The following is a 26,161-nucleotide window of genomic DNA, read 5'->3' on the forward strand; positions in this document are numbered from 1 at the left end:
GGCCAAAGGCCTGTACGAAACGTCAACAGACGAAACGACGGCAAAGGGCCGCATTATATCGGCCCTTCGCGCGGGGTACAGCGTGTTTATACGATAGTAACGGTCAATTGGACGGCTAACGCTGTCACTTGCGCGAAAACTCGACGAATGTCGCGATCACTTGCTCGATTTGCGAGCGACTGACGTCCATGTGCGTGACCATGCGCAAGCGCGCCGCGGCGCTCAACTTGATCCCGCGTTCGGCGGCAAACGCCTTGAGCGCTTCAGCCTGATCGCCCATTTGCACGTAAACCATGTTGGTCTGCACCGGCTCGACGCTGAACCCGGCTTCGCGCAAGCCTTCAGCCAAAAACTGCGCGTTGGCATGGTCATCCGCCAGGCGCTCGACGTGGTGATCCAGCGCATACAGCCCCGCCGCTGCCAGCAACCCGGCCTGACGCATGCCGCCGCCGACCATTTTGCGCAGGCGGCGGGCCTTGCCAATCAGTTGCTCAGTGCCACACAGCACCGAGCCGACCGGCGCGCCAAGCCCCTTGGACAGGCACACCGACACCGAATCAAAATGTTGCGTGATCTCGCGGGCATCGACGCCCAGCTTGACCGCCGCGTTGTACAGGCGCGCGCCGTCGAGGTGCAGTTGCAAGCCTTTATCCTGAGTGAATCGGCGCGCTCGGGCCAGATAATCCAGCGGCAGCACTTTGCCCTGCATGGTGTTTTCCAGCGCCAGCAGCCGGGTACGGGCGAAGTGGAAGTCATCGGGCTTGATCGCCGCAGCGACCTGATCCAGATCCAGCGAACCGTCGGCCTGCACCTCCAGCGGTTGCGGCTGGATCGAACCGAGTACCGCCGCGCCACCGCCTTCGTACTTATAGGTGTGCGCCTGCTGGCCGACGATGTATTCGTCGCCACGTTCGCAGTGCGCCATCAGTCCCAGCAGATTGCTCATGGTGCCGGTCGGCACGAACAGCGCGGCGGCGAAACCCAGACGCTTTGCCAATTCCGCCTCCAGACGATTGACCGTCGGATCTTCGCCGTACACATCGTCACCGGTGGCCGCCGCAGTCATCGCGTCGAGCATGGCAGGAGTCGGTTGGGTGACGGTGTCGCTGCGAAGATCGATAACGCTCATGAACCTGGCCTCGGAGTCAGCAGGGGAAATCCCTTTTCGAAGGTGAATTACTGCGGTCATGGCGCGGATTAATCAACCCTTGAGCGAGTAAAAAGGCACTTATTCCTTGAGAGGGCACAACCCTGTGGGAACGCCGCCCGGAACAAGCCCGCTCCCACATGGTTCTGTGCAAGGCCGGAAAATATGTGATAAAAACGCTGCGCCGCCCGACAAAGGGCGGCAAAAACGTTCTCAGGGCGGGGTGCAATTCCCCACCGGCGGTAATTGCGCGCAATGCGCATAGCCCGCGAGCGCTTGGCGACGCGCACGGCAAAGGCTGTGATCGGCGACAAGGTCAGCAGACCCGGTGTGATTCCGGGGCCGACGGTCATAGTCCGGATGAAGAGAGAACGGGATTGACACCAAAGGGCCGCCTGCGCACTGCTGTGCTCGCGCGTACCCTTGAAATCCCTTTCGATTCATAACGCCCTGTTTTTCACACAAACAGGAGTCAGAACATGCAACCCACCGCTATCGACAGCAAAACCAAACACCCTCACGGCGAGCGCGTTGCGTTCATCCAGGCCTGCTGGCACAAGGAAATCGTCGACCAGAGCCGTAAAGGCTTCGTCGCCGAGATGCTGGCCCAGGGTTATCAGGAATCGGACATCGATTTCTTCGAAGTCGGCGGCGCCTTTGAAATGCCCCTGCACGCCAAGTTGCTGGCCAAGACCGGTCGTTACGCCGGTATCGTCGCCGCAGCCCTGGTGGTGGACGGCGGCATCTACCGTCACGAGTTCGTCGCCCAGTCAGTGGTCAGCGGCCTGATGCAGGTGCAGCTGGAAACCGAAGTGCCGGTGTTCTCGGTGTCCCTGACCCCGCACCACTTCCATGCCGGTGACGAACATCAGAAGTTCTTCTTCGAACACTTCGTGCACAAGGGTCAGGAAGCGGCGCGCACTTGCGCGGATACGTTGCAGAAGGTTCGTGCGTTGCGTCGCACAGAGCCGCGTGCAGTCGCCGTCTGATCCAAATTCAAAACCTGTAGGAGCTGTCGAGTGAAACGAGGCTGCGATCTTTTGATTTTCTAAAAACAAGATCAAAAGATCGCAGCCTTCGGCAGCTCCTACAGGGCTTTTTGTCAGATGAGGATGGCGTCAGGCGAGATGTTCGTCGGTGGTCGGTACGATCAGGATGCCCGCACGCAAGCCGTTCTTGACCTTGGGATTAGGGAAAATGATCCGCGCGCCCTCTTCCTCGATGATCCAGCGGGTATTGGCCAGGTCTTCGGCCAGCACATAACCCACATCCAGCTCGGAAAAGTTTTCGATGTCCGCCGGCAGGTTCAGGCGGAATGCATCGCTGTGCTTGATGATTTCCCGGGCGACGCTGAACAGCTGCAATCCATCCAGCCCCTCTGCCGCCAGATCCGGCTCATTGCCCTCGATGATCTGCTTCAGACGGGTTTCCAGCCGCGACACATCCACCCCTTCGTTCTGTCCGAACGGCCGTGCCTTGCCCAGCTCCAGGGTGAAAGCCTCGGCGCCGAGCTTGTCGTAGGTGTAGGAGCTGAACACGATCGACGGCTTGTTCTGCAGCAGTACCGCTTCCATGCCGGCAGCGCGTAAACGTGCCAGTTCGCGGCGCGAATGCTGACGACCGTCCTTCCACGGGTACAGCGCGAACTGTTCGATCTTCGAACCACGAATGGCGGTGTGCAGGTCGTAGTGCAGACGCTGACGGTCCGGCAGGCTGAAGAAACTCGCCGCCAGACGTTCCAGCTCACAGGCGCGGATGGCTTCGGAACCGCTGGTTTGTTCATGCCGGCCGTTGAACAGCCGATTGACGTCCTGCTCGACGAAGCGCTCGCCCTTGCGGATCGCTTCCGGGTTGCCGAACAGGAACAGAATGCGTGCACGCGGCTTCAGATCGCCGCGAGCGATGTCATGCAGCAGGCGGTCGAGCAATTCGATTGGCGCTGTTTCATTGCCATGGATGCCTGCCGACAGCAGCAGGTCCAGGCCATTGTCACGCGCTTCGGGCGGCCGGACTTCCAGCGCACCCTCGCTCAACCAGCGCATACGCACGCCTTCGACAGTCAGTTGAGTCTTCTCCGCCGGTTCGCGGCCGGCGAGGGTCAGTTCAAGCAGTTTGCCGAGGGCGAGCATAGAGCGGTTTCCTTAGTGATCGTGGTTGCAATCCGGGCCGTGCACGTGATCTTCGTCGCCGACTTCAGCCGGTTCCATTTCCAGTTGCAGACTTACCAGATTAGTTGCCAATGGGCGCAGCAGGAGGTTGGCGTACTCTTCGTCACCTTCCTCGACGTCCACACCGATCAACAGCTGGCCACGGCCGTCCTGCTGGATCCACAGCTCTCTGCCTTGCCACATGACCGCGACGCGGGTGCAGGAAGTTTCCAGTTGCTTGCCGTCGGTGTCTTCAAGGATCAGCTGCAGGGAATCGCTCATGTTTTTACTCTCTTGGGGAGACAAGCCGCGCGCCGCGTTCAGGCAACGCGCCGGCCATCAATTGATCTGGAAGGGATAAACCGCGCCCAGTTTAAGGATTTGCGTCAGTTCATCCAGTGCCGTCCGGCATTCAAGCAGCAACTGCGGGTCCGCCAGATCGCTTTCGCTCAGGCGGTCGCGGTAGTGCTTTTCAACCCATGCGGTCAACGAACCGTACAACGGGGCCGTCATGATAACCCCTGGGTTGACCGCCGCCAGCTCGGTTTCGTTGAGCGCGACGCGCAGTCGCAGGCACGCCGGGCCACCGCCGTTCTGCATGCTTTGCTTGAGGTCGAAGACTTTGACTTCGCGGATCAGACCGCCGGAGCTGGTCAGACCTTGCAGGTAGTTCCACACGCGTTCGTTGCCACGGCATTCTTCCGGCACGATCAGCAGCATCGAGCCGTCAGGACGCGACAGCAACTGGCTGTTGAACAGGTAGGAGCGCACCGCGTCGTCCACGGTGACCGCCGAACGCGGCACGCAGACCGACTGGAACTTGCCGCCAACCTTGGCCAGTTTGCCCTGCAGCTCGGCCAGCATCTGCTCGGTGTCGAGGAACGCGTCCTCGTGATAGAACAGCACCTCGCCGTTACCCACCGCGATCACGTCGTTGTGGAATACGCCCTGATCGATCACCGCCGGGTTCTGCTGCGCATAAACCACGCCCTCGTCACGCAGACCGTGCAGACGCGCCACCGCTTGCGACGCTTCCAGGGTCTGGCGCGCCGGGTACTTCTGCGGCGCCGGGTAACGGGTGTCGAACGCACTGCGCCCGAACACGAAGAACTCGACACCGGCCTCGCCGTACTCACGGCAGAAACGCGTGTGGTTGGCCGCGCCTTCGTCACCGAACTGCGCCACCGCCGGCAACGCGGCGTGATGGGCGAAGTGTTGCTGATCGGCAAACATCGCACCGAGCACACGACTGGTGGTCGGGTGTTCGATGCTGCGGTGGTATTTGCAATTGAGGTTGGCGGCGGTGAAGTGCACGCGGCCATCAGCGGTGTCGGCACTCGGGCTGACCGTGGCGGCGTTGGCCACCCACATGCTCGACGCCGAGCAGCTTGCGACCAGCAACGGCATGGCTTCTTTCGCGGCGCGCTCGATCACTTGCGCGTCGGTGCCGCTGAAACCCAGACGGCGCAGAGCGGCCACGTCCGGACGCTCCTGCGGCGCCAGCACGCCTTGCTGAAAGCCCATTTCCATCAGCGCTTTCATTTTCGCCAGACCTTGCAGCGCCGCTTCCTTCGGGTTCGAGGACTGCTGGCTGTTGCTCTGGGACGCAACGTTGCCGTAGGACAGACCACCGTAGTTATGGGTCGGCCCCACTAGACCGTCAAAATTGACTTCATAGGATTTCATCAGCGAGGCTCCACGAGAATCTGTTGTTATAGGCTTCAGTAACTATTCTTTAAGACCGCGGCGCGGCCATCGCTGGCAAGCCAGCTCCCACAGTGATCGCGTCGTACACAAAATGTGTGAACGCCTGCGATCCTGTGGGAGCTGGCTTGCCAGCGATAGGCATCACGCCATTTTCACGCCAGGCGTCAGGGCCGCCGGCAACACCAGGCTCGGCGTTTCCAGCGAGGCCACCGGGTACGCGCAGTAATCTGCCGCGTAGTAGGCGCTGGCGCGATGGTTGCCCGAAGCGCCGACACCGCCGAACGGCGCGCTGCTCGCAGCACCGGTCAGTTGCTTGTTCCAGTTGACGATACCGGCGCGGCTTTCCAGCCAGAACTGCTGATAACGATCCTCGGAATCCGACAGCAAACCCGCCGCCAGGCCATAAGCGGTGGCGTTGGCCTCGCTGATCGCCGCAGCGAAATCGGCGTAGCGAATCACCTGCAGCAATGGGCCGAACAGTTCTTCGTCCGGACGCTCGGCCACGGCGGTCACATCGAGAATGCCCGGAGTCAGCAACGCCGATTGCGCTTGCGGCTGAGTCATCGCCAACAGCGACACTGCGCCGTTAGCCAACAGATGTTCTTGAGCGTCCATCAGCGCTTTTGCCGCGCCAAGGGAAATCACCGAGCCCATGAACGGCGCTGGCTGCTGATCGAACGCACCGACTTCGATGGTCGCGCTGACTTCCACCAGACGCTTGAGCAGGCTGTCGCCCCACGCGCCTTGCGGCACCAGCAGACGACGGGCACAGGTGCAGCGCTGACCGGCGGAGATGAAAGCCGACTGAATGATCGTGTACACCGCTGCGTCCAGATCAGCCACTTCATCAACTACCAGCGGATTGTTGCCGCCCATTTCCAGCGCAAGAATCTTGTCCGGACGCCCGGCAAATTGCTGATGCAGGTGATTGCCGGTGCGGCTGGAACCGGTGAAGAACAGACCGTCGATGCCCGGGTTCGCCGCCAGCGCGATACCGGTTTCGCGAGCGCCTTGCAGCAGGTTCAACACGCCGGCCGGCAGACCGGCTTCGATCCAGCACTTGACCGTCAGCTCGGCGACTTTCGGCGTCAGCTCGCTTGGCTTGAACAGCACGCTGTTACCGGCCAGCAGCGCCGGCACGATGTGGCCGTTCGGCAAATGGCCGGGGAAGTTGTAAGGGCCGAATACCGCCACCACACCATGTGGCTTGTGGCGCAGTACGGCGGTGGCGTCGCCCAGCGGGCCGCTCTTCTCGCCGGTACGTTCGCGGTAGCTCTGCACCGAGATCGCGATCTTGTTGACCATGCTGGTGACTTCGGTCGCGGCTTCCCACAGTGGCTTGCCGGTTTCCTCACCGATGGTGCGGGCCAGCTCGTCGCTGTGGTTTTTCAGTGCCGCAGCGAAAGCTTCGAGCACGCTGATGCGCTCGTCCAGCGAACGCCGCGCCCATCCCGGAAAGGCCTGACGCGCTGCCTGCACGGCCGACTCGACCTGAGCGGCAGTGGCGCCCTCCCCCGACCACAGCACTTGCTGGGTCACCGGGTTCAGCGACTGAAAGGCTTCGCCCTGACCGGCCAGCCATTCACCTGCGATGTATAGCGAATTCATTATTTCGACTCCCGAGCAGCAGACAACGCCACGGCGCGCACTTGATCGCCGGCGTTGAGTTGAAGACGTTTGGCAGTCAGCGGATCAACCACCAGCGTGCCGGCAGCCAGACGGGCCGGCGCAGCAGTGATGCGGCAGTCTTCGCGCTTGCGGTTATGGATGATGAACGGCGTGGCGTCGTCACCCGGCGTACCGATCGCCAGCACCAGCGCTTCGCTGTCGCGGACTGCGCGGATCTTGCTGGTTTCGCACTCGATGGCCGGGCCGGCGTCGAAGATGTCGACGTAGCCCTGATAGCTGAAACCCTCGCCCTTGAGCATCGCCAGCGCCGGTTCGGTGTCCGGGTGCACCTGACCGATGACGTTACGCGCATCCGGCGACAGGAAGCAGGTGTACAGCGGAAATTTCGGCATCAGTTCGGCGATGAACGCCTTGTTGCCGACGCCAGTCAGGTAGTCGGCCTGGCTGAATTCCATCTTGAAGAAGTGCCGGCCCAGGCTCTCCCAGAACGGCGAACGACCGGCCTCATCGGAGACGCCGCGCATCTCGGCGATGATCTTGTTGCCGAACAGTTCCGGGAACTCGGCGATGAACAGCATGCGCGCCTTGGACAGCATGCGGCCGTTCAGACCGCTGCGGTAATCGGCGTGCAGGAACAGCGAGCACAGCTCGGAGTTGCCGGTCAGGTCGTTGGCGAGGAACAGCGTCGGAATCTCGCGGTAGATGTTCAGCTCCTGCGAGGCGCTGACGGTCAGGCCGACGCGGAAGTTGTACCACGGCTCGCGCATGCCCACGGCACCGGCGATGGCGGAAATCCCCACCACGCGCCCGTTGTCGTCCTCGAGCACGAACAGGTAGTCCGCATCGCCACGACCGGCTTCGCCGCGAAAGGTCTTCTCGGCCCAGCCGACCCGGTGAGTCAGGCGTTCTTCGTTGGCTGGCAAGGTGGTCAGGCCGGTGCCGGTGCTGCGGGCCAGGTCGATCAGCGCGGATAAATCGCTGCTGCGTACGGGACGAACAATCATGCTATCTCCTCAAACGGGCCGCCTTCGCCACCCGTGAAACTCGCTAAGGCGTTAAACCGCCACCAGGCGCACGCTGGCACCTTCACCGACGCCCAGGGCTTCGGCTGCTTCCAGATCCAGGGTCACCGGTTTGCCCGGCGCGTAGTCCAGCTCCAGCAGCACCGCGCGGTAATCCTGCAACTGCGCGTTGGCCACCAGATACTGGCGCCCGGCACCTTTGACCGGCTCGCCGATCTTCACCGGCACCACACGGCTCTGGGCGATCGAACGGATCCCCGAAACACGCGCATGCAGGGTCGGGCCACCGTCGAAAATGTCGATGTAGTGATCGGTCTCGAAGCCTTCGCGCATCAGGATGTCGAAGGTGATCTGCGCACGCGGGTGCACCTGGCCCATCGCTTCCTGAGCGGAATCCGGCAGCAGCGGCACGTAGATCGGGTAATGCGGCATCAGTTCGGCGAGGAACGTGCGGCTCTTCAGGCCACACAGACGCTCGGCCTCGGCGTAGTTGAGGTCGAAGAAGTTGCGCCCGATTGCATCCCAGAAAGGCGAGTCGCCGTTTTCGTCGCTATAGCCGACGATCTCGGTCACCACCGAATCAGCAAAACGCTCCGGGTGGCTGGCGACAAACAGCAGGCGGCCACGGGAGTTGAGCTCGGACCACGGCGAACCGACCAGCTCGCGTTGCACGTAGAAACTGGTCAGCAAGCTGTTGCCGGTCAGGTCGTGGCACTGCGAAAGCACGTGGATCTTGTTGTGGATCTTCAGTTCGCGGGAGGCGTGGACGAAAGTCTCGTTACGGAAGCTGTAGAACGGCTCCGAGTAACCGGCCGAGGCAACGATCGCCGAGCAGCCGACCAGTTTGCCGGTGGCGGTGTCTTCGAGGACGAAGAAATAGCTCTCTTCACCATTGAAGCTCACTTCGGCAGCGAACGAGGCTTCGCTTGCAGCGATCTTGTCGCTCAGACGTTCCACGTCATCCGGCAAGGAAGTGACACCAATCGGACTGTCCGCAGCCAGACGCTGTACCTCGCCCAGATCAGCCATTTGCGCAGGGCGCATCACCAGCATGGTGTCACTCCTTTCTCTTATAAAAATCACAGAAAAAACACCGGACATTGTGGGATCGAGCTTTTGTGGTGAGGGGATTTATCCCCGATGGGGCGCGTAGCGGCCCTCAAAAAGCTTGGGGCTGCTGCGCAGCCCATCGGGGATAAATCCCCTCACCACAAGCTCGCTCCCACAATGAATCTCACCGGTATCAAAAATTGGGTTCGACGCCCGAGAAACTCAGGCGCCGAAGGGTCTATCAGGCTTGCGTCAGTGCAGCAGCCGCGCGTTCGAAGCGGTCCAGACCGGCATCGATATCGGCGTCTTCCACCACCAGACTCGGGGCGAAACGGATCACGTCCGGGCCGGCCTGCAGAATCATCAGGCCTTCTTTTTCGGCGGCGTTGAAGATGTCCTTGGCCTTGCCTTTCCAGGCATCGCTCAGCACGCAACCGATCAACAGACCGAGGCCACGCACCTGCGTGAACAGGCCGTACTTCTCGCCGATCTGCTGCAGACGGGTCTTGAATTTGTCGTGCTTGGCGTTGACGCCGCTCAGCACCTCAGGGGTGTTGATCACGTCGATCACCGCTTCGGCGACAGCACACGCCAGCGGGTTGCCGCCGTAAGTAGTGCCGTGGGTGCCGACGACCAGATGTTTGGCCAGCGCTTCAGTGGTCAGCATCGCGGCGATCGGGAAACCACCGCCCAGGCTCTTGGCGCTGGTCAGGATGTCCGGGGTCACGCCGTAATGCTGATAGGCGAACAGGTGGCCGGTACGGCCCATGCCGGTCTGCACTTCGTCGAACACCAGCAGCGCGTTGTGCGCGTCGCACAGTTCGCGGGCACCTTGCAGGTAAGCCAGTTCGGCCGGCAGTACACCGCCCTCGCCCTGGATAGGTTCCAGCACGACCGCACAGGTCTTGTCGGACACCGCCGCTTTCAGCGCGGCCAGATCGTTGTAAGGAACGTGGGTGATGCCGGTGATTTTCGGACCGAAACCGTCGGAGTACTTCGACTGGCCACCGACGTTGACGGTGAACAGAGTACGACCGTGGAAGCTGTTGAGCGCGGCGATGATCTCGTACTTCTCGCTGCCGAAACGGTCGAACGCCACGCGACGGGCCAGCTTGAACGCGGCCTCGTTGGCCTCGGCGCCGGAGTTGCAGAAGAACACGCGCTCGGCGAACGTGGCGTCGATCAGCTTGTGCGCCAGGCGCAGGGCCGGCTCATTGGTGAACACGTTGGACACGTGCCACAGCTTGTTCGCCTGCTCGGTCAAGGCACCGACCAGCGCCGGATGCGCGTGGCCCAATACGTTTACGGCAATCCCGCCGGCGAAGTCGATCAGCTCGCGACCGCTCTGGTCCCAGACGCGGGAACCGGCGCCACGCACCGGAATGAAAGCGGCAGGCGCGTAGTTGGGAACCATTACCTGGTCGAAATCGGCGCGTTGTACCGCAGCGTGCTCAACGGACATCGGAGTCTCCTGAAGAGGAACACCCGCCTGAAACTGGCGAGCGATGGGGGGATTGTAAGGACAGTTTTCAGCCCGGCCTTGCCGCCAAGCGACAACTTCTTATAGCGCAAACCCCGGATTTTCCCGGGTTTACGGCAATGCGACATATAGCGTCGCAAAGGCGCAGTTTAAACTGCACGCCGTCATTTGCGCAGACGTACCGGGGATCTTAATCAAGAGAGTTTTGTGGCGTGCGGTATATATGTACCGCACATCGAATCAATGGCTGGTGTTTGCTACTGACCTTTTCCAGGCAAACGGCCTCATCCCATGATTCAAGAAACCACACCCGCCCTCGCGACGCTGCCCGACCCACTGCTGCGACCCCGGCAGGACGCACACTACCAACCGCTACTCCAGGCCATCCCGACATGGCTGAGCCAGGCGGCGGCACACAAGCGCGCGGCTTTGAAACGGGCCAGTCCGCTACTGCCCCCCAGCCTCAACCAGGCATCACGCACCGAGCATGCAAAACTGCGCGCGCTGAATGCCGCGCACTGGACCGCACACAACCGCGTCGAACGAAGCCTTGCCCGACTGCAAGACGCCAGAACCTTCGCCGAACCACTGCTGCGCGCCGAACTGGAAAAGCGCTTTGGCTTGAACCTGGATGTCAGGCAGACCTTCCTGCGCCTGTATCTGCCCGACCATGTTCCGTGGCTGCGCATCAAATCCGGCGCCGCACGCACCTGGACCGTCTCGTTGCTGGACGCCGCGCTGCACAATTTTGAGAGCAGCGAGACCGCCGCTGACGCCTTTGAGTCCGCCTCGGGCTATATCAGCCAGCCCTCCCCCGAAGGCCGGTTCAGCGTGCTGCCGAACATCCTCAAGGCGATGCCGATCCCTGACTTCACCCGCCTGTGTCGCGAACTGGATATCGGCCGCCGCTATAACACTTATCTGCGAGACAACCTGGGCGTCAGCAATCCGTTGGTTGCCGCCGTGTTGCGACCACAGGTTTGCGCCAGCGACAAAGCCGCACTGGTCGCCGCCCTGCAAATGGCCTATATGCAAAAGCTGCTGGGAGCCGATGTCCATCGGCTGATTCTCGGGCTGCTCGAGGGTTTGCAGCATTTGCGCCTCAATCGTCAGGCGTGGCATTGCCATGCGCTGACGATGATGAAAGTCAGCCTGACCGGCATCGTACTGTTCGCCCCGAATCTTGAAGCTGCACACGCAGCAGCGCGAGTTGTGGTTTACATTCCCGATGACCCGCACCACCCGGTCAAGGAGTACGCCAATTCCGCTGCCTTCGCTGAAGAGCTGGCGCAACGCTTGCGCGATCCGGACTATCAGATCTTCTTCAGCCGCTTCATCGACCACGCAGAACGCGGGGCTTTCTTCAGTCAGTTGCAGTCGCTGCTCAGCCCCGTCACCAGGCAACCGGTACCCGTCGGCGATCCACGCCCGACCTGGCGCGAGCATCCGGCCGCGCGACCTTTTCTGCAGATCGTCGCGACCCCGATCCAGGGTGAGCTGTGGATGTATCTCTACCAACGCAAGCTCGACAAGATGCTCAATGATGCCCGCGCCATCGCCGTCTCGACGGCCATGGTCGATCGCAAGGCGCGCTGGGCACTCTGGGATGCCTTTACGGAGATCGCACAGGCACTGCTCGATATCGCCGTGTTCGTCGCCTTGCCATTTGTGCCATTTCTCGGCGAGCTGATGCTCGCCTACACGGCCTACCAACTGCTCGACGAGACGTTCGAAAGCATCGTCGACTGGGCCGAAGGGCAATCCCGCGAAGCATTCGCGCATTTGATTGGTGTCGTGGAGTCCATGGTGCAGGTCGGCACTTTCGCCGCTGGCGGCGCGATCGCCGTCAGCGAGTTTCGCGCGGTTTTACCTGCCGATGTCGTCCAGTTTATCGACCGCTTTATTCCGGTGAAGGCAGCCGATGGCAAGCCCCGCTACTGGAAACCCGACCTGCGCCCTTACGAGTGGCCCGGCACGCCGCCCAAAGACGCCAGAACCGATGCGCTGGGCCTGCAAGCCCACCAGGGCAAGAACCTGCTGGCCCTCGAAGACAAGTTGTATGCCGTCAGCCTTGATGCCGAAACGGGCGCCTATCGCATCGACCATCCGACGCGTCCCGAGGCTTACAAACCCGCACTCAGGCACAACACCGCAGGCGCCTGGCAAACCGAAATTGACCAGCCACTGGGTTGGGATCGCGCCACTGTGCTGAGCCGCAGCAGTGCGCAGATGCAGCGCCTTCCCGCCGCTCTGCAGGAACGGCTGCTGAATATCAGTGGCTGCGAGGAAAACACCCTGCGCCAAATACACGTCGAGCGCGAACAGTTGCCACTCTTACTGAGCGATACGCTGCTGCGCTGGCAGATCGATCAGGACATTCAATTGTTCATCGAGCAGATCGGCAGCCCGCATGCCGAGGATTACCTCAAGGCCGACCCGGCCACCCAACTGCAACTGCTTTTCGACAACAGCGACTGGCCTGCTGACCAAGGCTTGCAACTGATCGACCGTCAGGGCAGAACATTGTGGCGCAGCCCTGTCGTCGATGTGCCCTTCGTACAAATCGAGGGCTCACGACTGGACGGTGGCGACCTGCTCAAGACCTGCCTGCAACGCCTGACAGAATCGCAACGAAGGACGCTGTTGAGCGAAGCAGTGCATACGCCCGCCCCCTCGGCGGAGGCCCGCACAAACCGCTTGCGGCGCATCGTCGCCGAGCTGGCACAGCGCAAACGCCAAAACCTGTTCGAGGATCGGTATCGCCAATTGCAGCGCGGCGCCAGCCCGCTGGTACAGGTACTGATGGATGCCGAACCCGGCCTGCCGAAGGCGTTGGCGCAGTCGATACTGGAAACGGCAAGTGACGGCGAATACCTGCAATTACAGCGTGGAACACTCTCCGAAAGACTGGTCGCTCTGACGCAGGAAACGGGTCTGCAAGTGCGCGCGACTCGAGCCCTCGAAGGACTGGAGCTGCAAGCGACGATCAATAATCTGGATACCGATCGGCTGGCCCTCCATTCGCTGCCAAGCTTGCCGGGCTGGTCGCCGTCGATCCGACTGGAGCTCAGGCACTACAGCCATAGCGGGCCACTGATCGACAGCCTCGGCGCACAGGACGCGCTCACTCGCAAAGTGCTGGTACTCACTGAACAGGGCGACTATCAGCCGTTCGACGCTACCGGTGAGTCGCTCAGCGTGCCGGGGTCTCTGTATGCGAGCCTGTTGCATGCTCTGCCCGACGCACAACGTTCGGCGCTGAACATTCACATCACGCAAGATCTGCTGCTCAGGCAACTGATTCGTGACCACGCGCTCGACCGTCAAGCGTTGCTGGAACTGTTCTCGCAAAACCCGATTCGCAAACCCGCCTACGATCCAACGGTGATGCGCCTGCGTGGCGGAACCAGCGGCTATCGACGCATGCCCGTCAACACGCCGACACTGCACGCCCATGTGCACTGGCTGCTGCCGCACCTGCTGCCCGAGGAGCTCAACGCATTCGTCGAGCGTCTGCAACGCCATCCGGACGGCCCGCGAGTGGAGTTGAGCCGTCTGATCGCTGAACGCAGCCGCCTCGGCGAGGTTCTGAATTCGTGGGCCGAAGGGATTCCCCTGGTTCATCCGGAGACCGGCGCCCGCCTCAACACCGAGCAACATGCGATCCAGCGCCATCGCCGACGGCAGATGCTGGTCGACATTCTGGACTGCTGGAAACAGCAGGTTTGCTTGCCGGAGAACACCGATCAGACCATTGATCTGCGCCTGTCACAGCCAATCCTGGGAGAGCTGCCAGCGCTGGAGGTGAACTTCAGTCACGTGGACTACCTGACCATCGAGGGTGTCGGCAGCACTCAGGGCGTGCAGCGTTTTCTGGACAGTTTCTCCGGCCTGCGCCGTCTGGCGCTGCGCAACTTCCGGCTCGGCGACCTGCCGGAGGCAGTCAGTCGCTCACCACAACTGCGCGAGCTGATTCTCAGCGACTGTGGCATCACCCTGACCGCCGAAAGCCAGGCAACGCTGGCGGCGCTGAACCAACTGAAAACCCTCGATCTGTTCAGGAATCCGCTCGGACTCACGCCCAATGTCGAAAAAATGCCCCGGCTGAATTACATCGATGTGTCGGAGACCGGCATATCCGAACTGCCAACCGGCCTGCTCACGCGCCCGCAATTGCGTACCGCGCTGCTCAACGACAATCAGATCCGGTCATTGCCTCCCGCCCTCTTCGAGCTGCCCAGCAATGTTCCGGAAGGCTTCGATCTGAGCGGCAACCCGATCGCCAGCGCAGACCGGGAGCGCGTCAAACGCCACTTCAACGACACCCGACAGGACTTCGGCGTAATGGCCGAACAAGCTGATTTGCTGCGCGTACAGACGCTGTACACGCACATGGATCGGGAACAGGCCAGTGAGTTCTTTTATCTGCTACCTGGCGACCTGGCCGAGGGGCGAGTCGAACTTGCACGACTTGAGCAGGAATACAGCGACTTGAGTAGCCACCTCGACACCTGGGCGATCGACCATCCTGCCCTGCACCCAATCAGTGGCGAGCCCTTCACGATTGAGCAAGTGCTGAATGAGCACGCCGCACGCAACGAATTCAAATCGCTCATTGAGCAGTGCTGGCGCCGGGAAACCGAGCAAGACGAAGCGGATCAGAATCTGCAGCCACTGCATGACTTGAACCTGACGACCATCATCAGCGGCGACTTGCCAGTGCTCAATGCCGACTTCAGCCATGTCACCCATCTGTACCTCAGAAGCCTGCCGGGCCAGACGTTCGGGGTCGACAGGTTTGTCGAGACGTTCGCCAGTCTCAGAGGACTGACGATTTATCAATATCGACTGGAACACATTCCGCCGGCGGTGTTTCGCATGGCTGACCTGACCTATTTGTCGCTCTCACAGTGCGAGCTGACGCTCACGCCGCAAAACGCCCTTGAGCTTGCGCAAATGGAGCGCCTCGATCATCTGGACTTGAGTGACAACCCGTTGGGCGAAACCCCGGATGTCAGCCAGATGACCAATCTGTCAACGCTGATGCTGGACAACAGCGGCATTACCGGTCTGCCGCCGGGCATGCTGCAACTCGAACATCTGGAAATCGCCGACCTGAGCGACAACGCAATCACCCAGGTTCCCAGCGATATTCTGGAGTTGCCAGAAGAGCGTGCGGACAAATTCAGCCTGCGGGGCAATCCGCTCTCTGAGCTCAGCCTGCAACGGCTGATCGCCTACTTCCGAAAACACCGCATCGATTTTGGCGTGGAAGCCGTCATCGAACGGGCAGAAATGGAGGTGTCCACGTCCGAAGATTCGGGGGTCGATGAGTGACGTTCCGCGGGGGGGCCGCCGGGGTGTGTCAACCGCGCTCCGGCGGCACCGACGACAGCTCGAACGGACTGCTGCTGCGCCGCTGGTTACGATCTTCACGCGGCGTGGCGCCGAAGAAGTTGCGATAGGCGCTGGAGAAATGCGGCCCCGAGGAGAAACCGCAGGACAGGCCGATCTGGATGATCGATTTGCTGGTCTGCATCAACATCTGCCGGGCCTTGTTCAGGCGCAGTTCCAGGTAGTACTGGCTCGGCACGCGGTTGAGGTATTGCTTGAAGATCCGCTCCAGTTGCCGACGGGACACGCACACGTGCTGGGCGATTTCGTCGGTTGTCAGCGGCTCTTCGATGTTGGCTTCCATCAGCAACACCGCTTGGGTGAGCTTCGGATGGCTGGAACCGAGGCGGTTCTGCAGTGGAATGCGCTGGCGTTCGCCGCCCTCGCGGATACGCTCGACCACCAGTTCTTCGGACACCGCACCGGCCAGTTCCGCACCGTGATCGCGAGCCAGCACCGCCAGCAACAGGTCGAGCACCGACATGCCGCCACACGCGGTCAGGCGATCACGATCCCAGTCGAACAGGTGACTGGTGGCGATGACTTTCGGGAAGCGCTCAGCGAAATCGTCCTGCCAGCGCCAGTGCACGGCCGCACGATAACCGTCGAGCAGCCCAAGCTGCGCCAACGGATAGACACCCGCCGACAGACCACCAATCACGCAACCGGCTCGCACCAGTTGCTTGAGCGCGCTGCTGAGGGCCGGGGCCAGGGTGGTCGGTGGCTCATCGGCGAGCAGGAACAGTTTCTGGAAGTTTTCCAGCTTGCCGGTCCAGGCTTCGCCGGGCAGTTGCCATGCGCCGTCGGCCGTCGCTTCGGTACTGGCTTCGGCCTGCAGGAACGACAGTTCGTACACCACGTCCGGATGCACACGCTGAGCAACCCGCAAGGCCTCCTCCGCCAGCGCCAGCGTCAGAGCTTTAGTGCTGGGCCAAATCAGGAAACCAATTCGATGGGCAGTCATGGGCGGGCAATCCGAAACGAAGAACGGTGATGAAGGCATGGGCCAATGCTAGCCCGTAAATGAACGCAAATCTCGAAACCTGCGAAGCTCCCACTGTAGGAGCTGTCGAGTGAAACGAGGCTGCGATCTTTTGATCTGCAAAAACAAGATCAAAAGATCGCAGCCTTCGGCAGCTCCTACAGGGGATCGGAGCCAGCCTTCAGGCTGCGAAGCATGCACTATTCGGGTGCATATCGGCAGCTCTGATTACTTGAGGCTACCCGACAGGAATTGCTGCAAACGCTCCGATTGCGGATTGACCAGCACTTCGCGCGGGTTGCCGCTCTCTTCCACGACACCTTTGTGCAGGAACACCAACTGGTTCGACACTTCACGGGCAAAGCCCATTTCGTGCGTAACCACCACCATGGTGCGACCTTCCTGAGCAAGGGCCTGCATGACTTTCAGCACGTCGCCGACCAGTTCCGGATCGAGCGCCGAAGTCGGTTCGTCGAACAGCATCACTTCCGGTTCCATCGCCAGCGCCCGGGCAATCGCCACACGCTGCTGCTCGCCACCGGACATGTGCCCCGGGAAAGCGTCCTTGCGATGGGCCACGCCAACCTTGTTCAGGTAGTGCTCGGCCTTCTCGCGGGCTTCGGCCTTGGACACGCCCAGCACGTGAACCGGCGCTTCCATGATGTTTTCCAGCGCGGTCATGTGCGACCACAGGTTGAAATGCTGGAACACCATCGACAGGCGCGAACGCATGCGCTGCAGCTGTTTCGGATCAGCGGCCTTCAGCGCGCCGTCCTTGTTCGCTACCAGTTTCAGCTCTTCGTTGTTGAGCAGGATCTTGCCCGCGTGCGGCTGCTCGAGCAGGTTGATGCAGCGCAGGAAAGTACTTTTGCCGGAGCCACTGGAGCCGATGATGCTGATAACATCGCCGGCTGCCGCTTTCAGGGACACGCCCTTGAGCACTTCGTGACTGCCATAGCGTTTATGCAGGTCTTGGACTTCAAGTTTGTACATGCGGTCGGTTCTCACAAAAACAGTCAGTCAGTCGTTGAGCAAGCGCCCGTGACGCAGCGCTTCGCGCCCCGCCACCTTGGCCAGCCAGAAACCGGGTTGGGCATAGCGCAGCCGTTCAATGGCAAACAGCACCCCGGACGTACCAGCACATACCGTGCTGACCCGATCGGACACAGGGTCGATCACTTCGAAAATCTCATCCCCGGCTTCAACCCACTCGCCGGGTTTACGCAGAAAACTCACCACACCGGGGTGCGGCGCCAACAGTAATTCAGTGCCTTCGAACGGCATGCCTTCGCACGGTTCGCTGGCCGGCTTCGGCCACTCGCCGGTGATCAGGCCCTGCTCGGCAAGGAACGCCAGAATACCTTCAGCCCAGGCCACCGCATCCGCGCGGTCGGTATTGGCCTGACCGCCCAGCTCGACGGTAGTCGCCAGGCACGCCAGTGGAATCTGCGCGTCCGGGAACTGCCGCGACAGACGCAGCCACGGCAACGAGCACGCTTCATCGAAGGAGCTGCCACCGGAATCTTCTGCCAACAGACCGACCTTCACATTCAGGTGCGCGGCCAGCGAACGCCACTGCGGCCAGTGCTGCGGCAACGCATACATGTGCAGCGCCGCTTCAGCGTCGCAATGCAGATCGAGCACCACATCGGCGGTGCAGGCGTGGCTGAGCAAAACGCGCTGCATGCCTTGCAACTGGCTGCTCGCCTCGGGCAGTGCCGCCAGATGATCAGCCATGGCCTGACGGATCAGCCGAATATTGGCATGCGGATCGTCACCGAGGCTGTCAGCCAATGCCGCTGCAACCGGTGCGCTCAGCTCGACGAAATCGCGGTTGAAATTCTTGCCGCTGCCCGCCTCGAAACGCCCCTGATGATTGCCTTGCAGCAATTGGCCGAGGCCCAGCGGGTTGGCGACCGGTACCAGCTCGATCACGCCGTTGAGCAAGCCTTGGGCTTCGAGTTCGCCGAGGCGCTTTTTCAGTTCCCAGGCGGTGCGCATGCCCGGCAGTTCGTCAGCGTGCAGGCTGGCCTGGATGTAGGCCTTGCGCTCGCCGCTGCCGAAGCGGAAGACCGCAATCTTGCGCTCGCTGCCCAGATGACTCCACGGCAATACGTGGTCGATGCGTTCCATATCAGTGCTTCCGCGGGGCCAGGTAGCTCAACCAGCGGCGCTCGGCCAGCTTGAACAGCTTTACCAGAATGAAGGTCAGGCACAGGTAGAACACGCCGGCGGTGATGTACGCCTCGAACGGCAGGTAATACTGCGCGTTGACGGTACGGGCCGCGCCGGTGATGTCGATCAGGGTCACGATGGACGCCAGACTGGTGGTCTGCAGCATCATGATCACTTCGTTGCTGTACTGCGGCAGCGCCCGGCGCAGGGCCGATGGCAGCAGGATGCGCTTGTACAGCTTGAAGCGCGACATGCCCATGGCCTTGGCGGCTTCGATCTCGCCGTTCGGCGTGGCCTTGAGGCTGCCGGCGATGATTTCGGCGGTGTAGGCGCTGGTGTTGATCGCGAAGGCCAGGCACGCACAGAACGTCGCGCTGGACAGCCACGGCCACAGGAAGCTTTCACGCACTGCTTCGAACTGGGCCAGACCGTAGTAGATCAAAAACAGCTGCACCAACATCGGCGTGCCGCGGATCACGTAGGTGTAGAGCCACGCGGCGCCGTTGACGATCGGGTTCTTGGAGACGCGCATCAGCCCCAGCGGCAGTGCCGCGAGCAGACCGAACAACAGCGACAGCGCGAGCAGTTTGAGGGTGGTCAGCAGGCCGCCGAGGTACAGCGGCATGGCCTCCCAAATGACGTTGTAGTCGAAGATCATAGATCAGCCGCCCTTACGCCTACCGAGTAGCGCTTCTCAAGGTGACGCAGCGCCAGCAACGAGACACTGGTGATCACCAGGTACATCGCCGCCACTGCGAGGAAGAAGGTGAAAGGCTCGCGGGTGGCATCTGCCGCCTGCTTGGCCTTGAACATCATGTCTTGCAGACCGACCACCGAAATCAGCGCGGTCGCTTTGGTCAAAACCAGCCAGTTGTTGGTGAAGCCAGGAATCGCCAGGCGAATCATCTGCGGCACCATCACCCGGAAAAACACCTGAAAGCTGCTCATGCCGTACGCCATGCCCGCTTCAGCCTGGCCCTTGGGGATCGCCATGAACGCACCACGGAAGGTCTCGGACAGGTACGCACCGAAAATGAAACCGAGAGTGCCGATACCGGCGGCCAGCGGGTTCAGGTCGATGTAGTCGTCATAACCGAGCATCGGCGCGACGCGGTTGAGCAGGTCCTGGCCGCCATAGAAGATCAGCAGGATCAGCACCAGGTCGGGAATCCCGCGGATCACCGTGGAATACAGATCGCCCAGCCACGCCAGCCAGCGAATCGGCGACAGGCGCAATGCGACCCCGATCAGCCCGAGAACGATGGCCAGGGCCATGGACGACAAGGCGAGCTGAAGCGTCAGCCATGCGCCATCGAGGATGACAGCCCCGTAGCCTTTCAACATGATTCAGGTCCTCGAAAGTTGGGATGAAAAAATGGCGCAAACCGCAGAGATCCTGTTGCTTGCGCCATTTCTGACTTGTCGCAGAGACGTGTTACTTGCCGTAGATATCGAAGGCGAAGTATTTGTCCTGGATAGCTTTGTATTTGCCGTTTTCACGGATAGCCGTGATGGCGGAGTTGATCTTGTCTTTCAGCGCGTCGCCCTTGCGCACCGCGATGCCTACGCCGTCGCCGAAGTATTTGACGTCGGTGAACTGCGGGCCAACGAAGGCGAAGCCTTTGCCGGAATCAGTGTTCAGGAAGCCGTCCTGCAGCAGGGTGGCGTCAGCCACGGTACCGTCGAGGCGACCGGCGGCCACGTCGAGGTAGATTTCGTTCTGCGAGCCGTATGGCTTGATCTCGGCACCCAGCGGGGCCAGGACTTCGCGGGCGAAACGCTCATGGATCGAACCACGTTGCACGCCGATGTTCTTGCCCTTGAGCTCAGACAGGTTGTCGCTGACAACGGTGCCTTGCTTCATGACCAGACGGGCCGGGGTGTTGTAGTACTTGTTGGTGAAGTCCACGGACTTCTTGCGGTCTTCAGTGATCGACATGGACGACAGGATCGCGTCGATCTTGCGCACTTTCAGTGCCGGGATCAGACCGTCGAACTCTTGCTCGACCCACTGGCACTTGACCTTCATTTCTTCACACAGGGCGTTGCCGATGTCGTAGTCGAAACCGACGATGCTGCCGTCCGGCGCTTTGGAAGCGAACGGAGGGTAAGCCGCTTCGATACCGATCTTCAGAGGTTTTTCATCAGCGAAGGAATTCAGCGACAGCACGGACAGTGCCAGGGCGCCAAGCAGCACAAGTTTCTTCATCTTGGGACTCCATCGGTAAAGGGCAAAAACGGCAGAGTGAGCGACAGCCCAATATGCGAATGGGTGAATCGGGAAAGCGGTGCAGCATCGGTGGGAAATTTCCCGGTGAAACCACCAGGGGTTTCAACGTCAGCCACGATGAGCGAGTGATCGGCATTCTAACGACAGGCCCGAAGCCGATATTTCTTCAATGCGACAACTAATTACAGATGCACAGAGAAACCCGCTTGAGCGCATTGACAGCCTTGCAAATTCATGCAAGAGCGAAAGACAGTGAACCGATCTATGCTGCAAATTGCGGGCCTATTATTCGCAAACCCTTCTAATCCGGCAAGCGCAGCGTTGTGTCTTATTTTTCACCGGGGGTTTTGAGGCTCTAAAACGGGGCATTGCGTTTCCCTTTGCCCCGCGACGGGGCGGGCGGTTACACATTTGGTTACTCGGATGCGGGTGGGTAACAGCGGGAAAGGTCTTACGCGGGAAATCGATAATTATTGGTTGGGTGGTTTGGCTCTCTGACAGGGGATTACTGCGGCGTCTGACAGATTGCTATCGCTGGCAAGCCAGCTCCCACACGGATTTCGATTGAGATTGAAATTCCGTTCACACCTGGGAAACCTGTGGGAGCTGGCTTGCCAGCGATGAGGCCAGTCCAGCCACCCCACAATTGCGCAGGAACTCAAACCTGCAACACACCACAAACCTGTGGGAGATTCTATGTTGCTCAGCAACCCTAGAATCTCAAACTGATCGGTATTCGCCCTGATTCTTCATCAGGGCGAATGCCACTCGGCAGAGCTTGCGAGCAAGAGCTACCAATGCCTGTGTTTTCGAGAAGCCTCTGGCCAGGTAAGACTCGTAAAAAGGCTTCCACTTGGTTGAGCGACACGCCGCCATTGCGGCGTTGTAGGCTAATCGACGGATCTCCGGATCTCCTTTTTTGCTCAGGAACCTCGGGCCGTTCTTTTTCCCCGAATCGTCCACCGTCAGATCCATACCCAAAAACGCGATGAACGCGTCGCTGTTGGCAAAGTCACCGCGCATATAGGTCGTTGCCAACCCAGTCGCAGTCAGCTCTCCCACGCCCTCGATTGCTTTGCAGCGGCCAATATTGTCATCAATACCGGCCTCTTTGCTGACTTTGCGCAGCAGGTTTTGAATGACCTTGTCGGATCGCTCGAATGCCTTTTGCTGAGCCGTACGTTCTTTCTTCAGCAAGGGTTCATCGGCCCAGCTCAACATCAGACCCGTATGGTTCTGAATCAGCGTCGCGCGTCTGTGCAGCAAGCTTTTCAGTACGGTGTAGGCTTTAGGAGGCGGGTTCCAAAGCCGCAGTTTGCTTTGTTCATTCGTCAGATAGCGTGCGAGCACGCGTGCATCGCATGGATCATTTTTGGCTCGCTGACCGACACCGCGACGATAGTGGCTGACTCGATAAGCATCCACCACATAGACCTGATGTCCCATCGCATGAGCCAGATCAACAGTCTCCAAATGGTAGATATTGGTGGCTTCGACAGCGATAGCGCTTTGCGCGGGCAGAGTTTTGAGCCAACGTTTGAGGGCGGCACGATCATTCTTGACCGCTTCAATGGTTTCCAGGTCGGCGCGATAGACAACGATTTCGGTCTTGGCGATATCGATACCAACAACCGTCTGCGAAGTAAGGATTGTCATGACGAATCCTCGGAGCTAGGGTTTAAGAGCTTGTTGGGGTCTACCGTTGCGCTGGCTTGTCTCTGTCGTCGGTTTACCGATGAATTCCTTATTGGCGCTTTGGGTAGAAGGGGCGGGACGAGAAGTCTCCCACGGTCTGTACTGGTCAGAGTCAGAATCGAGTCTGTAGTCCCGCCCACCCCTTCAAGTCTAAACATACAAGCGAGCCTGCTCGCGATGAGGCCAGCCCGGCCAGCACAAACCCTCCAGACACAAAAAAGCCCCGCCCGGCATCACCGGACAGGGCTTCTACAGAGCTAACGCTTACGCCACATTCATCGTCTTGTGCGTATCAATCAAATGCTGCACCACACCCGGATCCGCCAGGGTCGAGATGTCCCCCAACCCATCGTACTCAGCCGTAGCAATCTTGCGCAGAATCCGCCGCATGATCTTGCCTGAACGGGTCTTCGGCAACCCCGGAGCCCACTGGATCACGTCCGGCGAAGCAATCGGGCCGATCTCCTTGCGCACCCAGTTCTTCAGCTCCAGACGCAGTTGCTCGCTTGGCTCCTCACCATTCTTCAGGGTGACGTAGACATAAATGCCCTGCCCCTTGATGTCGTGCGGCACACCGACCACCGCCGCCTCGGCGACTTTCGGGTGGGCGACCATCGCGCTTTCGATCTCGGCGGTGCCCATGCGGTGGCCGGAGACGTTGAGCACGTCATCCACACGCCCGGTGATCCAGTAGTAACCATCGGCGTCACGCCGCGCACCGTCACCGGTGAAGTACATGCCACGGAAAGTCTTGAAGTAGGTGTCGACGAAGCGGTCATGGTCGCCATACAGCGTGCGCGCCTGACCCGGCCACGAATCGAGAATCACCAGATTGCCTTCAGCCTCGCCTTCGATAATGTTGCCGAGGTTGTCGACCAGCGCCGGCACCACGCCGAAGAACGGACGCGCCGCCGACCCCGGTTTCAGTGCATGCGCACCCGGCAGCGGGCTCATCATGTTGCCGCCGGTCTCGGTCTGCCACCAGGTATCGACGATCGGGCAACGCGACTTGCCGACATTCTTGTAATACCAGTCCCAGGCTTCCGGGTTGATCGGCTCGCCCACCGAACCGAGCAGACGCAGGCTGCTGCCATCCGCGCCTTCAACGGCAGCGGTGCCCGACGCCATCATCGCGCGGATCGCGGTCGGTGCGGTGTAGAGGATGTTGACCTTGTGCTTGTCGACGATCTTCGCCACCCGGGTGATGTCCGGGTAGTTCGGCACGCCTTCGAACAGCACGGTGGTCGCGCCATTGGCCAGCGGGCCGTAGACGATGTAACTGTGACCGGTGACCCAGCCAACGTCGGCGGTGCACCAGTAGATTTCGCCCGGACGATAGTCGAACACGCGCTCGTGGGTCATCGCCGCGTACAGCAGATAACCGCCGGTGGTGTGCTGCACGCCCTTCGGCTTGCCAGTGGAGCCGGAGGTGTAAAGGATGAACAGCGCCTCTTCGGCGCCCATCTCTTTCGGCGCGCAGACGGTGCCCGCCACTTTCATCAGGTCTTCGTACCAGATGTCGCGATGCTGGTTCCACTTGATGTCGCCACCGGTGCGCTTGCACACGATGACTTTCTGGATGCTGCTGGTTTCCGGGTTGGTCAGCGCGTCGTCAACGTTGGCTTTCAACGAGATCTTCTTGCCGGCACGGATGCCTTCGTCAGCGGTGATCACCACTTTCGAGCGGCAGTCGATGATCCGCCCCGCCAGCGCTTCCGGCGAGAAGCCACCGAACACCACCGAGTGAATCGCGCCGATCCGGGTACAGGCCAGCATGGCGACCACGGCTTCGGGGATCATCGGCATATAGATAGTCACCACGTCGCCACGGTGCACGTCCTGACCACGCAGGGCGTTGGCCAGTTTGCACACTTGTTCGTGCAGTTCGCGGTAAGTGATGTTGCGGCTTTCGGAAGGATCGTCGCCTTCCCAGATGATTGCGACTTGGTCGCCGCGCTCGGCCAGATGACGGTCGAGGCAGTTGTAGGAAACGTTCAGGGTGCCGTCGGCGAACCATTTGATGTCGACATGGTGATCGTCGAAGGAAGTCTGCTTCACCGTGGTGAAAGGCTTGATCCAGTCGAGGCGCTTGGCTTGCTCGCGCCAGAAACCGTCAGGGTTGACGACCGACTGCTGGTACATGGCTTTGTAGGTCGCCTCGTCAGTCAGCGTATTGGCCAGAACCTCGGGACGAACGGGATACAGAGAAGCCGCACTCATCTTTCTTACCTCGGTGAAATAGTTGTTTTTGTATGACCCCGTTGTAGCCGGGCCGGGCCCATAGAACCATTCGACGATGGTAGTAACAAGCCCCTACAAAACATCCAGTTACCCCTGACGCAAGCCCGGCGCTGCTTGTTCCAATACCCCTCAACCCCTGTGGGAGCTGGCTTGCCAGCGATTCAGGCGACTCGGTTATTCAGGCGAAACGCATCACCGGCAAACCTGGCCCCAGGCAATTTCGACCGATTGTTACCAAAACCGCGAAAAGTGTTTATCAAAACCCCACCTGTTTACCCCCACCCCACCTCCCTAAAATCCGCATCGCCGACAAGGCAAACGCGATTAACAACGTTACAGCCCCCACGAAGGCCGTTAATCCAGTTCTCAAGCAATAACTGCAAACGATGAAGTTCCACACGCAACCCTAAAAAGGTTGCGTGACCCCACTCGACCTCAAAAAGGTAAATCTGAAATGAAAGCTTTATTGGTTCTGGCCCTCAGCAGTCTGTGCGCAACCGCCATGGCAGACGAGGTCCCGACTGATGTCGCACAGCAACAACCGGTGATCGAGGAATACACTTACTCCACTCACCTGGACATCGCTAACGTAGTGTCCATGAGCGAAGTTCCAAACGTCTGCGAAGTTGTCCCGATGAAAATGGAATACGACGACTCCAAAGGTCAGCGTCATATCCTGCGTTACAGCGTGATGGGTAACGGCTGCACCAATTGATGATCGAGACTGCACCGAATCGGACCACTCAGCGTCTCATTTGAGGGTCGATTCCAGCCCGACTTCGGTCGGGCTCAGTTGTGTCTGGAGTCGCTCAAAAGGGTTGCAAAACACAAGATATAGTGAAAAACCCGGTTTTTTGCTCATTTCTTGAGCAACCGAAGCCTCGCAAAAAAATTAATGAAAAAAAATTCTCATAGGCCAATCCCAGCGAAAGCCCTGTAAACCCTCGCTCCAATCGAAATCACCCGGCCAATCGAACGGCCTGCGGTGTTTCGCCCTCCCCCACGCTCGCGTTTTTTTCCCTATAATGCCGCCCTAATCGGGTCAGCAATATTCCCTTACAGGGATCAAAGCCATTCTGAAGCCCCGCAACAGCCCAAACGCTGATCTGCGCCCGTCAGAGGCTCTCGGAAACCCGTACAAAATTCTGTTTTATTGCCTGCCTTGGCTGCCGCAAAAAACGATTCCTTAAGATCCAACGCGGTCTGTACGACCGTGTGAAAAACCAACCAATCAGGTTTCACACGGGGCGACAGGCCCTCAC

General features: G+C 60.2%; 19 protein-coding genes and 1 riboswitch. Of the genes, 3 read left to right on the forward strand and 16 right to left on the reverse strand.

From position 1 onward, the window contains the following. Positions 1 to 124: 124 nt before the first annotated feature. Positions 125 to 1,129, reverse strand: a complete 1,005-nt coding sequence (gene ltaE, locus ABV589_RS07495) for a low-specificity L-threonine aldolase (protein WP_367085427.1) — start codon at positions 1,127 to 1,129, stop codon at positions 125 to 127. Between the two features lie 223 nt (positions 1,130 to 1,352). Further along, a riboswitch (FMN riboswitch) is annotated at positions 1,353 to 1,524 on the forward strand. 102 nt (positions 1,525 to 1,626) lie between these two features. Here ltaE and ABV589_RS07500 point away from each other — a divergent pair. Beyond that, a complete protein-coding gene (locus tag ABV589_RS07500; RefSeq protein ID WP_367085428.1) occupies positions 1,627 to 2,136 on the forward strand; it encodes a 6,7-dimethyl-8-ribityllumazine synthase in 510 nt (169 codons plus the stop codon). Between the two features lie 129 nt (positions 2,137 to 2,265). Here the strand turns inward: ABV589_RS07500 and astE are convergent, their stop codons facing one another. From astE to ABV589_RS07535, 7 genes are all read right to left on the reverse strand, one after another. After that, positions 2,266 to 3,276, reverse strand: a complete 1,011-nt coding sequence (gene astE / locus ABV589_RS07505; RefSeq protein ID WP_007963089.1) for a succinylglutamate desuccinylase — start codon at positions 3,274 to 3,276, stop codon at positions 2,266 to 2,268. A 12-nt stretch (positions 3,277 to 3,288) separates the two neighbouring features. Next, positions 3,289 to 3,576, reverse strand: a complete 288-nt coding sequence (locus tag ABV589_RS07510; RefSeq protein WP_367085429.1) for a topoisomerase II — start codon at positions 3,574 to 3,576, stop codon at positions 3,289 to 3,291. Positions 3,577 to 3,633: 57 nt separating this feature from the next. After that, positions 3,634 to 4,980: an N-succinylarginine dihydrolase gene (gene astB / locus ABV589_RS07515; protein ID WP_367085430.1), complete on the reverse strand. Its 1,347-nt coding sequence runs from the start codon at positions 4,978 to 4,980 to the stop codon at positions 3,634 to 3,636. A gap of 162 nt (positions 4,981 to 5,142) precedes the next feature. Beyond that, positions 5,143 to 6,612: a succinylglutamate-semialdehyde dehydrogenase gene (gene astD / locus ABV589_RS07520; protein WP_367086177.1), complete on the reverse strand. Its 1,470-nt coding sequence runs from the start codon at positions 6,610 to 6,612 to the stop codon at positions 5,143 to 5,145. Beyond that, positions 6,609 to 7,634, reverse strand: a complete 1,026-nt coding sequence (gene astA, locus ABV589_RS07525) for an arginine N-succinyltransferase (RefSeq protein ID WP_367085431.1) — start codon at positions 7,632 to 7,634, stop codon at positions 6,609 to 6,611. The genes astD and astA overlap by 4 nt, the downstream gene beginning before the upstream one ends. A gap of 51 nt (positions 7,635 to 7,685) precedes the next feature. Next, positions 7,686 to 8,705: an arginine/ornithine succinyltransferase subunit alpha gene (gene aruF, locus ABV589_RS07530; protein ID WP_007951057.1), complete on the reverse strand. Its 1,020-nt coding sequence runs from the start codon at positions 8,703 to 8,705 to the stop codon at positions 7,686 to 7,688. A 238-nt stretch (positions 8,706 to 8,943) separates the two neighbouring features. Then, positions 8,944 to 10,164 (reverse strand): aspartate aminotransferase family protein, encoded by a 1,221-nt coding sequence (locus ABV589_RS07535; protein ID WP_097085830.1) that lies wholly within the window; start codon positions 10,162 to 10,164, stop codon positions 8,944 to 8,946. A gap of 309 nt (positions 10,165 to 10,473) precedes the next feature. Between ABV589_RS07535 and ABV589_RS07540 the strand changes: the two genes are divergently transcribed. Next, positions 10,474 to 15,519: a DUF6543 domain-containing protein gene (locus ABV589_RS07540; protein ID WP_367085432.1), complete on the forward strand. Its 5,046-nt coding sequence runs from the start codon at positions 10,474 to 10,476 to the stop codon at positions 15,517 to 15,519. 28 nt (positions 15,520 to 15,547) lie between these two features. Here the strand turns inward: ABV589_RS07540 and argR are convergent, their stop codons facing one another. From argR to acs, 8 genes are all read right to left on the reverse strand, one after another. Further along, on the reverse strand, positions 15,548 to 16,540 hold the full coding sequence (argR, locus tag ABV589_RS07545; RefSeq protein ID WP_007963098.1) for a transcriptional regulator ArgR: 993 nt from the start codon (positions 16,538 to 16,540) through the stop codon (positions 15,548 to 15,550). A 246-nt stretch (positions 16,541 to 16,786) separates the two neighbouring features. Beyond that, a complete protein-coding gene (locus tag ABV589_RS07550) occupies positions 16,787 to 17,551 on the reverse strand; it encodes an ATP-binding cassette domain-containing protein (RefSeq protein ID WP_003227281.1) in 765 nt (254 codons plus the stop codon). 27 nt (positions 17,552 to 17,578) lie between these two features. Then, positions 17,579 to 18,691 carry a M14 family metallopeptidase gene (locus ABV589_RS07555; RefSeq protein WP_367085433.1) on the reverse strand — a complete coding sequence of 371 codons (1,113 nt, stop codon included), beginning with the start codon at positions 18,689 to 18,691 and terminating at the stop codon, positions 17,579 to 17,581. Between the two features lies 1 nt (position 18,692). Continuing rightward, positions 18,693 to 19,391, reverse strand: coding sequence for an ABC transporter permease (locus tag ABV589_RS07560; RefSeq protein WP_003227285.1), 699 nt, complete (start codon positions 19,389 to 19,391; stop codon positions 18,693 to 18,695). Then, positions 19,388 to 20,077 carry an ABC transporter permease gene (locus ABV589_RS07565; protein ID WP_003227287.1) on the reverse strand — a complete coding sequence of 230 codons (690 nt, stop codon included), beginning with the start codon at positions 20,075 to 20,077 and terminating at the stop codon, positions 19,388 to 19,390. Before ABV589_RS07565 ends, ABV589_RS07560 begins: the two co-directional genes overlap by 4 nt. Positions 20,078 to 20,168: 91 nt before the next feature. Continuing rightward, a complete protein-coding gene (locus ABV589_RS07570; protein ID WP_367085434.1) occupies positions 20,169 to 20,942 on the reverse strand; it encodes an ABC transporter substrate-binding protein in 774 nt (257 codons plus the stop codon). A 741-nt stretch (positions 20,943 to 21,683) separates the two neighbouring features. Next, positions 21,684 to 22,619, reverse strand: coding sequence for a transposase (locus ABV589_RS07575; protein WP_367085435.1), 936 nt, complete (start codon positions 22,617 to 22,619; stop codon positions 21,684 to 21,686). A 303-nt stretch (positions 22,620 to 22,922) separates the two neighbouring features. Continuing rightward, positions 22,923 to 24,878 carry an acetate--CoA ligase gene (gene acs, locus ABV589_RS07580; protein WP_108589287.1) on the reverse strand — a complete coding sequence of 652 codons (1,956 nt, stop codon included), beginning with the start codon at positions 24,876 to 24,878 and terminating at the stop codon, positions 22,923 to 22,925. 475 nt (positions 24,879 to 25,353) lie between these two features. Between acs and ABV589_RS07585 the strand changes: the two genes are divergently transcribed. Further along, on the forward strand, positions 25,354 to 25,614 hold the full coding sequence (locus ABV589_RS07585) for a DUF2790 domain-containing protein (protein ID WP_108589286.1): 261 nt from the start codon (positions 25,354 to 25,356) through the stop codon (positions 25,612 to 25,614). Positions 25,615 to 26,161 lie beyond the last annotated feature (547 nt).

It is taken from the genome of Pseudomonas sp. HOU2, from assembly GCF_040729435.1.
In the GTDB taxonomy this organism is placed as follows: Bacteria; Pseudomonadota; Gammaproteobacteria; order Pseudomonadales; family Pseudomonadaceae; genus Aquipseudomonas.

Coding starts and splice junctions, on each gene's coding strand:
- ltaE (WP_367085427.1), bottom strand. CDS start 1,129: ATGAGCGTTATCGATCTTCGCAGCGACACCGTCACCCAACCGACTCCT.
- ABV589_RS07500 (WP_367085428.1), top strand. CDS start 1,627: ATGCAACCCACCGCTATCGACAGCAAAACCAAACACCCTCACGGCGAG.
- astE (WP_007963089.1), bottom strand. CDS start 3,276: ATGCTCGCCCTCGGCAAACTGCTTGAACTGACCCTCGCCGGCCGCGAA.
- ABV589_RS07510 (WP_367085429.1), bottom strand. CDS start 3,576: ATGAGCGATTCCCTGCAGCTGATCCTTGAAGACACCGACGGCAAGCAA.
- astB (WP_367085430.1), bottom strand. CDS start 4,980: ATGAAATCCTATGAAGTCAATTTTGACGGTCTAGTGGGGCCGACCCAT.
- astA (WP_367085431.1), bottom strand. CDS start 7,634: ATGATTGTTCGTCCCGTACGCAGCAGCGATTTATCCGCGCTGATCGAC.
- aruF (WP_007951057.1), bottom strand. CDS start 8,705: ATGCTGGTGATGCGCCCTGCGCAAATGGCTGATCTGGGCGAGGTACAG.
- ABV589_RS07535 (WP_097085830.1), bottom strand. CDS start 10,164: ATGTCCGTTGAGCACGCTGCGGTACAACGCGCCGATTTCGACCAGGTA.
- ABV589_RS07540 (WP_367085432.1), top strand. CDS start 10,474: ATGATTCAAGAAACCACACCCGCCCTCGCGACGCTGCCCGACCCACTG.
- argR (WP_007963098.1), bottom strand. CDS start 16,540: ATGACTGCCCATCGAATTGGTTTCCTGATTTGGCCCAGCACTAAAGCT.
- ABV589_RS07550 (WP_003227281.1), bottom strand. CDS start 17,551: ATGTACAAACTTGAAGTCCAAGACCTGCATAAACGCTATGGCAGTCAC.
- ABV589_RS07555 (WP_367085433.1), bottom strand. CDS start 18,691: ATGGAACGCATCGACCACGTATTGCCGTGGAGTCATCTGGGCAGCGAG.
- ABV589_RS07560 (WP_003227285.1), bottom strand. CDS start 19,391: ATGATCTTCGACTACAACGTCATTTGGGAGGCCATGCCGCTGTACCTC.
- ABV589_RS07565 (WP_003227287.1), bottom strand. CDS start 20,077: ATGTTGAAAGGCTACGGGGCTGTCATCCTCGATGGCGCATGGCTGACG.
- ABV589_RS07570 (WP_367085434.1), bottom strand. CDS start 20,942: ATGAAGAAACTTGTGCTGCTTGGCGCCCTGGCACTGTCCGTGCTGTCG.
- ABV589_RS07575 (WP_367085435.1), bottom strand. CDS start 22,619: ATGACAATCCTTACTTCGCAGACGGTTGTTGGTATCGATATCGCCAAG.
- acs (WP_108589287.1), bottom strand. CDS start 24,878: ATGAGTGCGGCTTCTCTGTATCCCGTTCGTCCCGAGGTTCTGGCCAAT.
- ABV589_RS07585 (WP_108589286.1), top strand. CDS start 25,354: ATGAAAGCTTTATTGGTTCTGGCCCTCAGCAGTCTGTGCGCAACCGCC.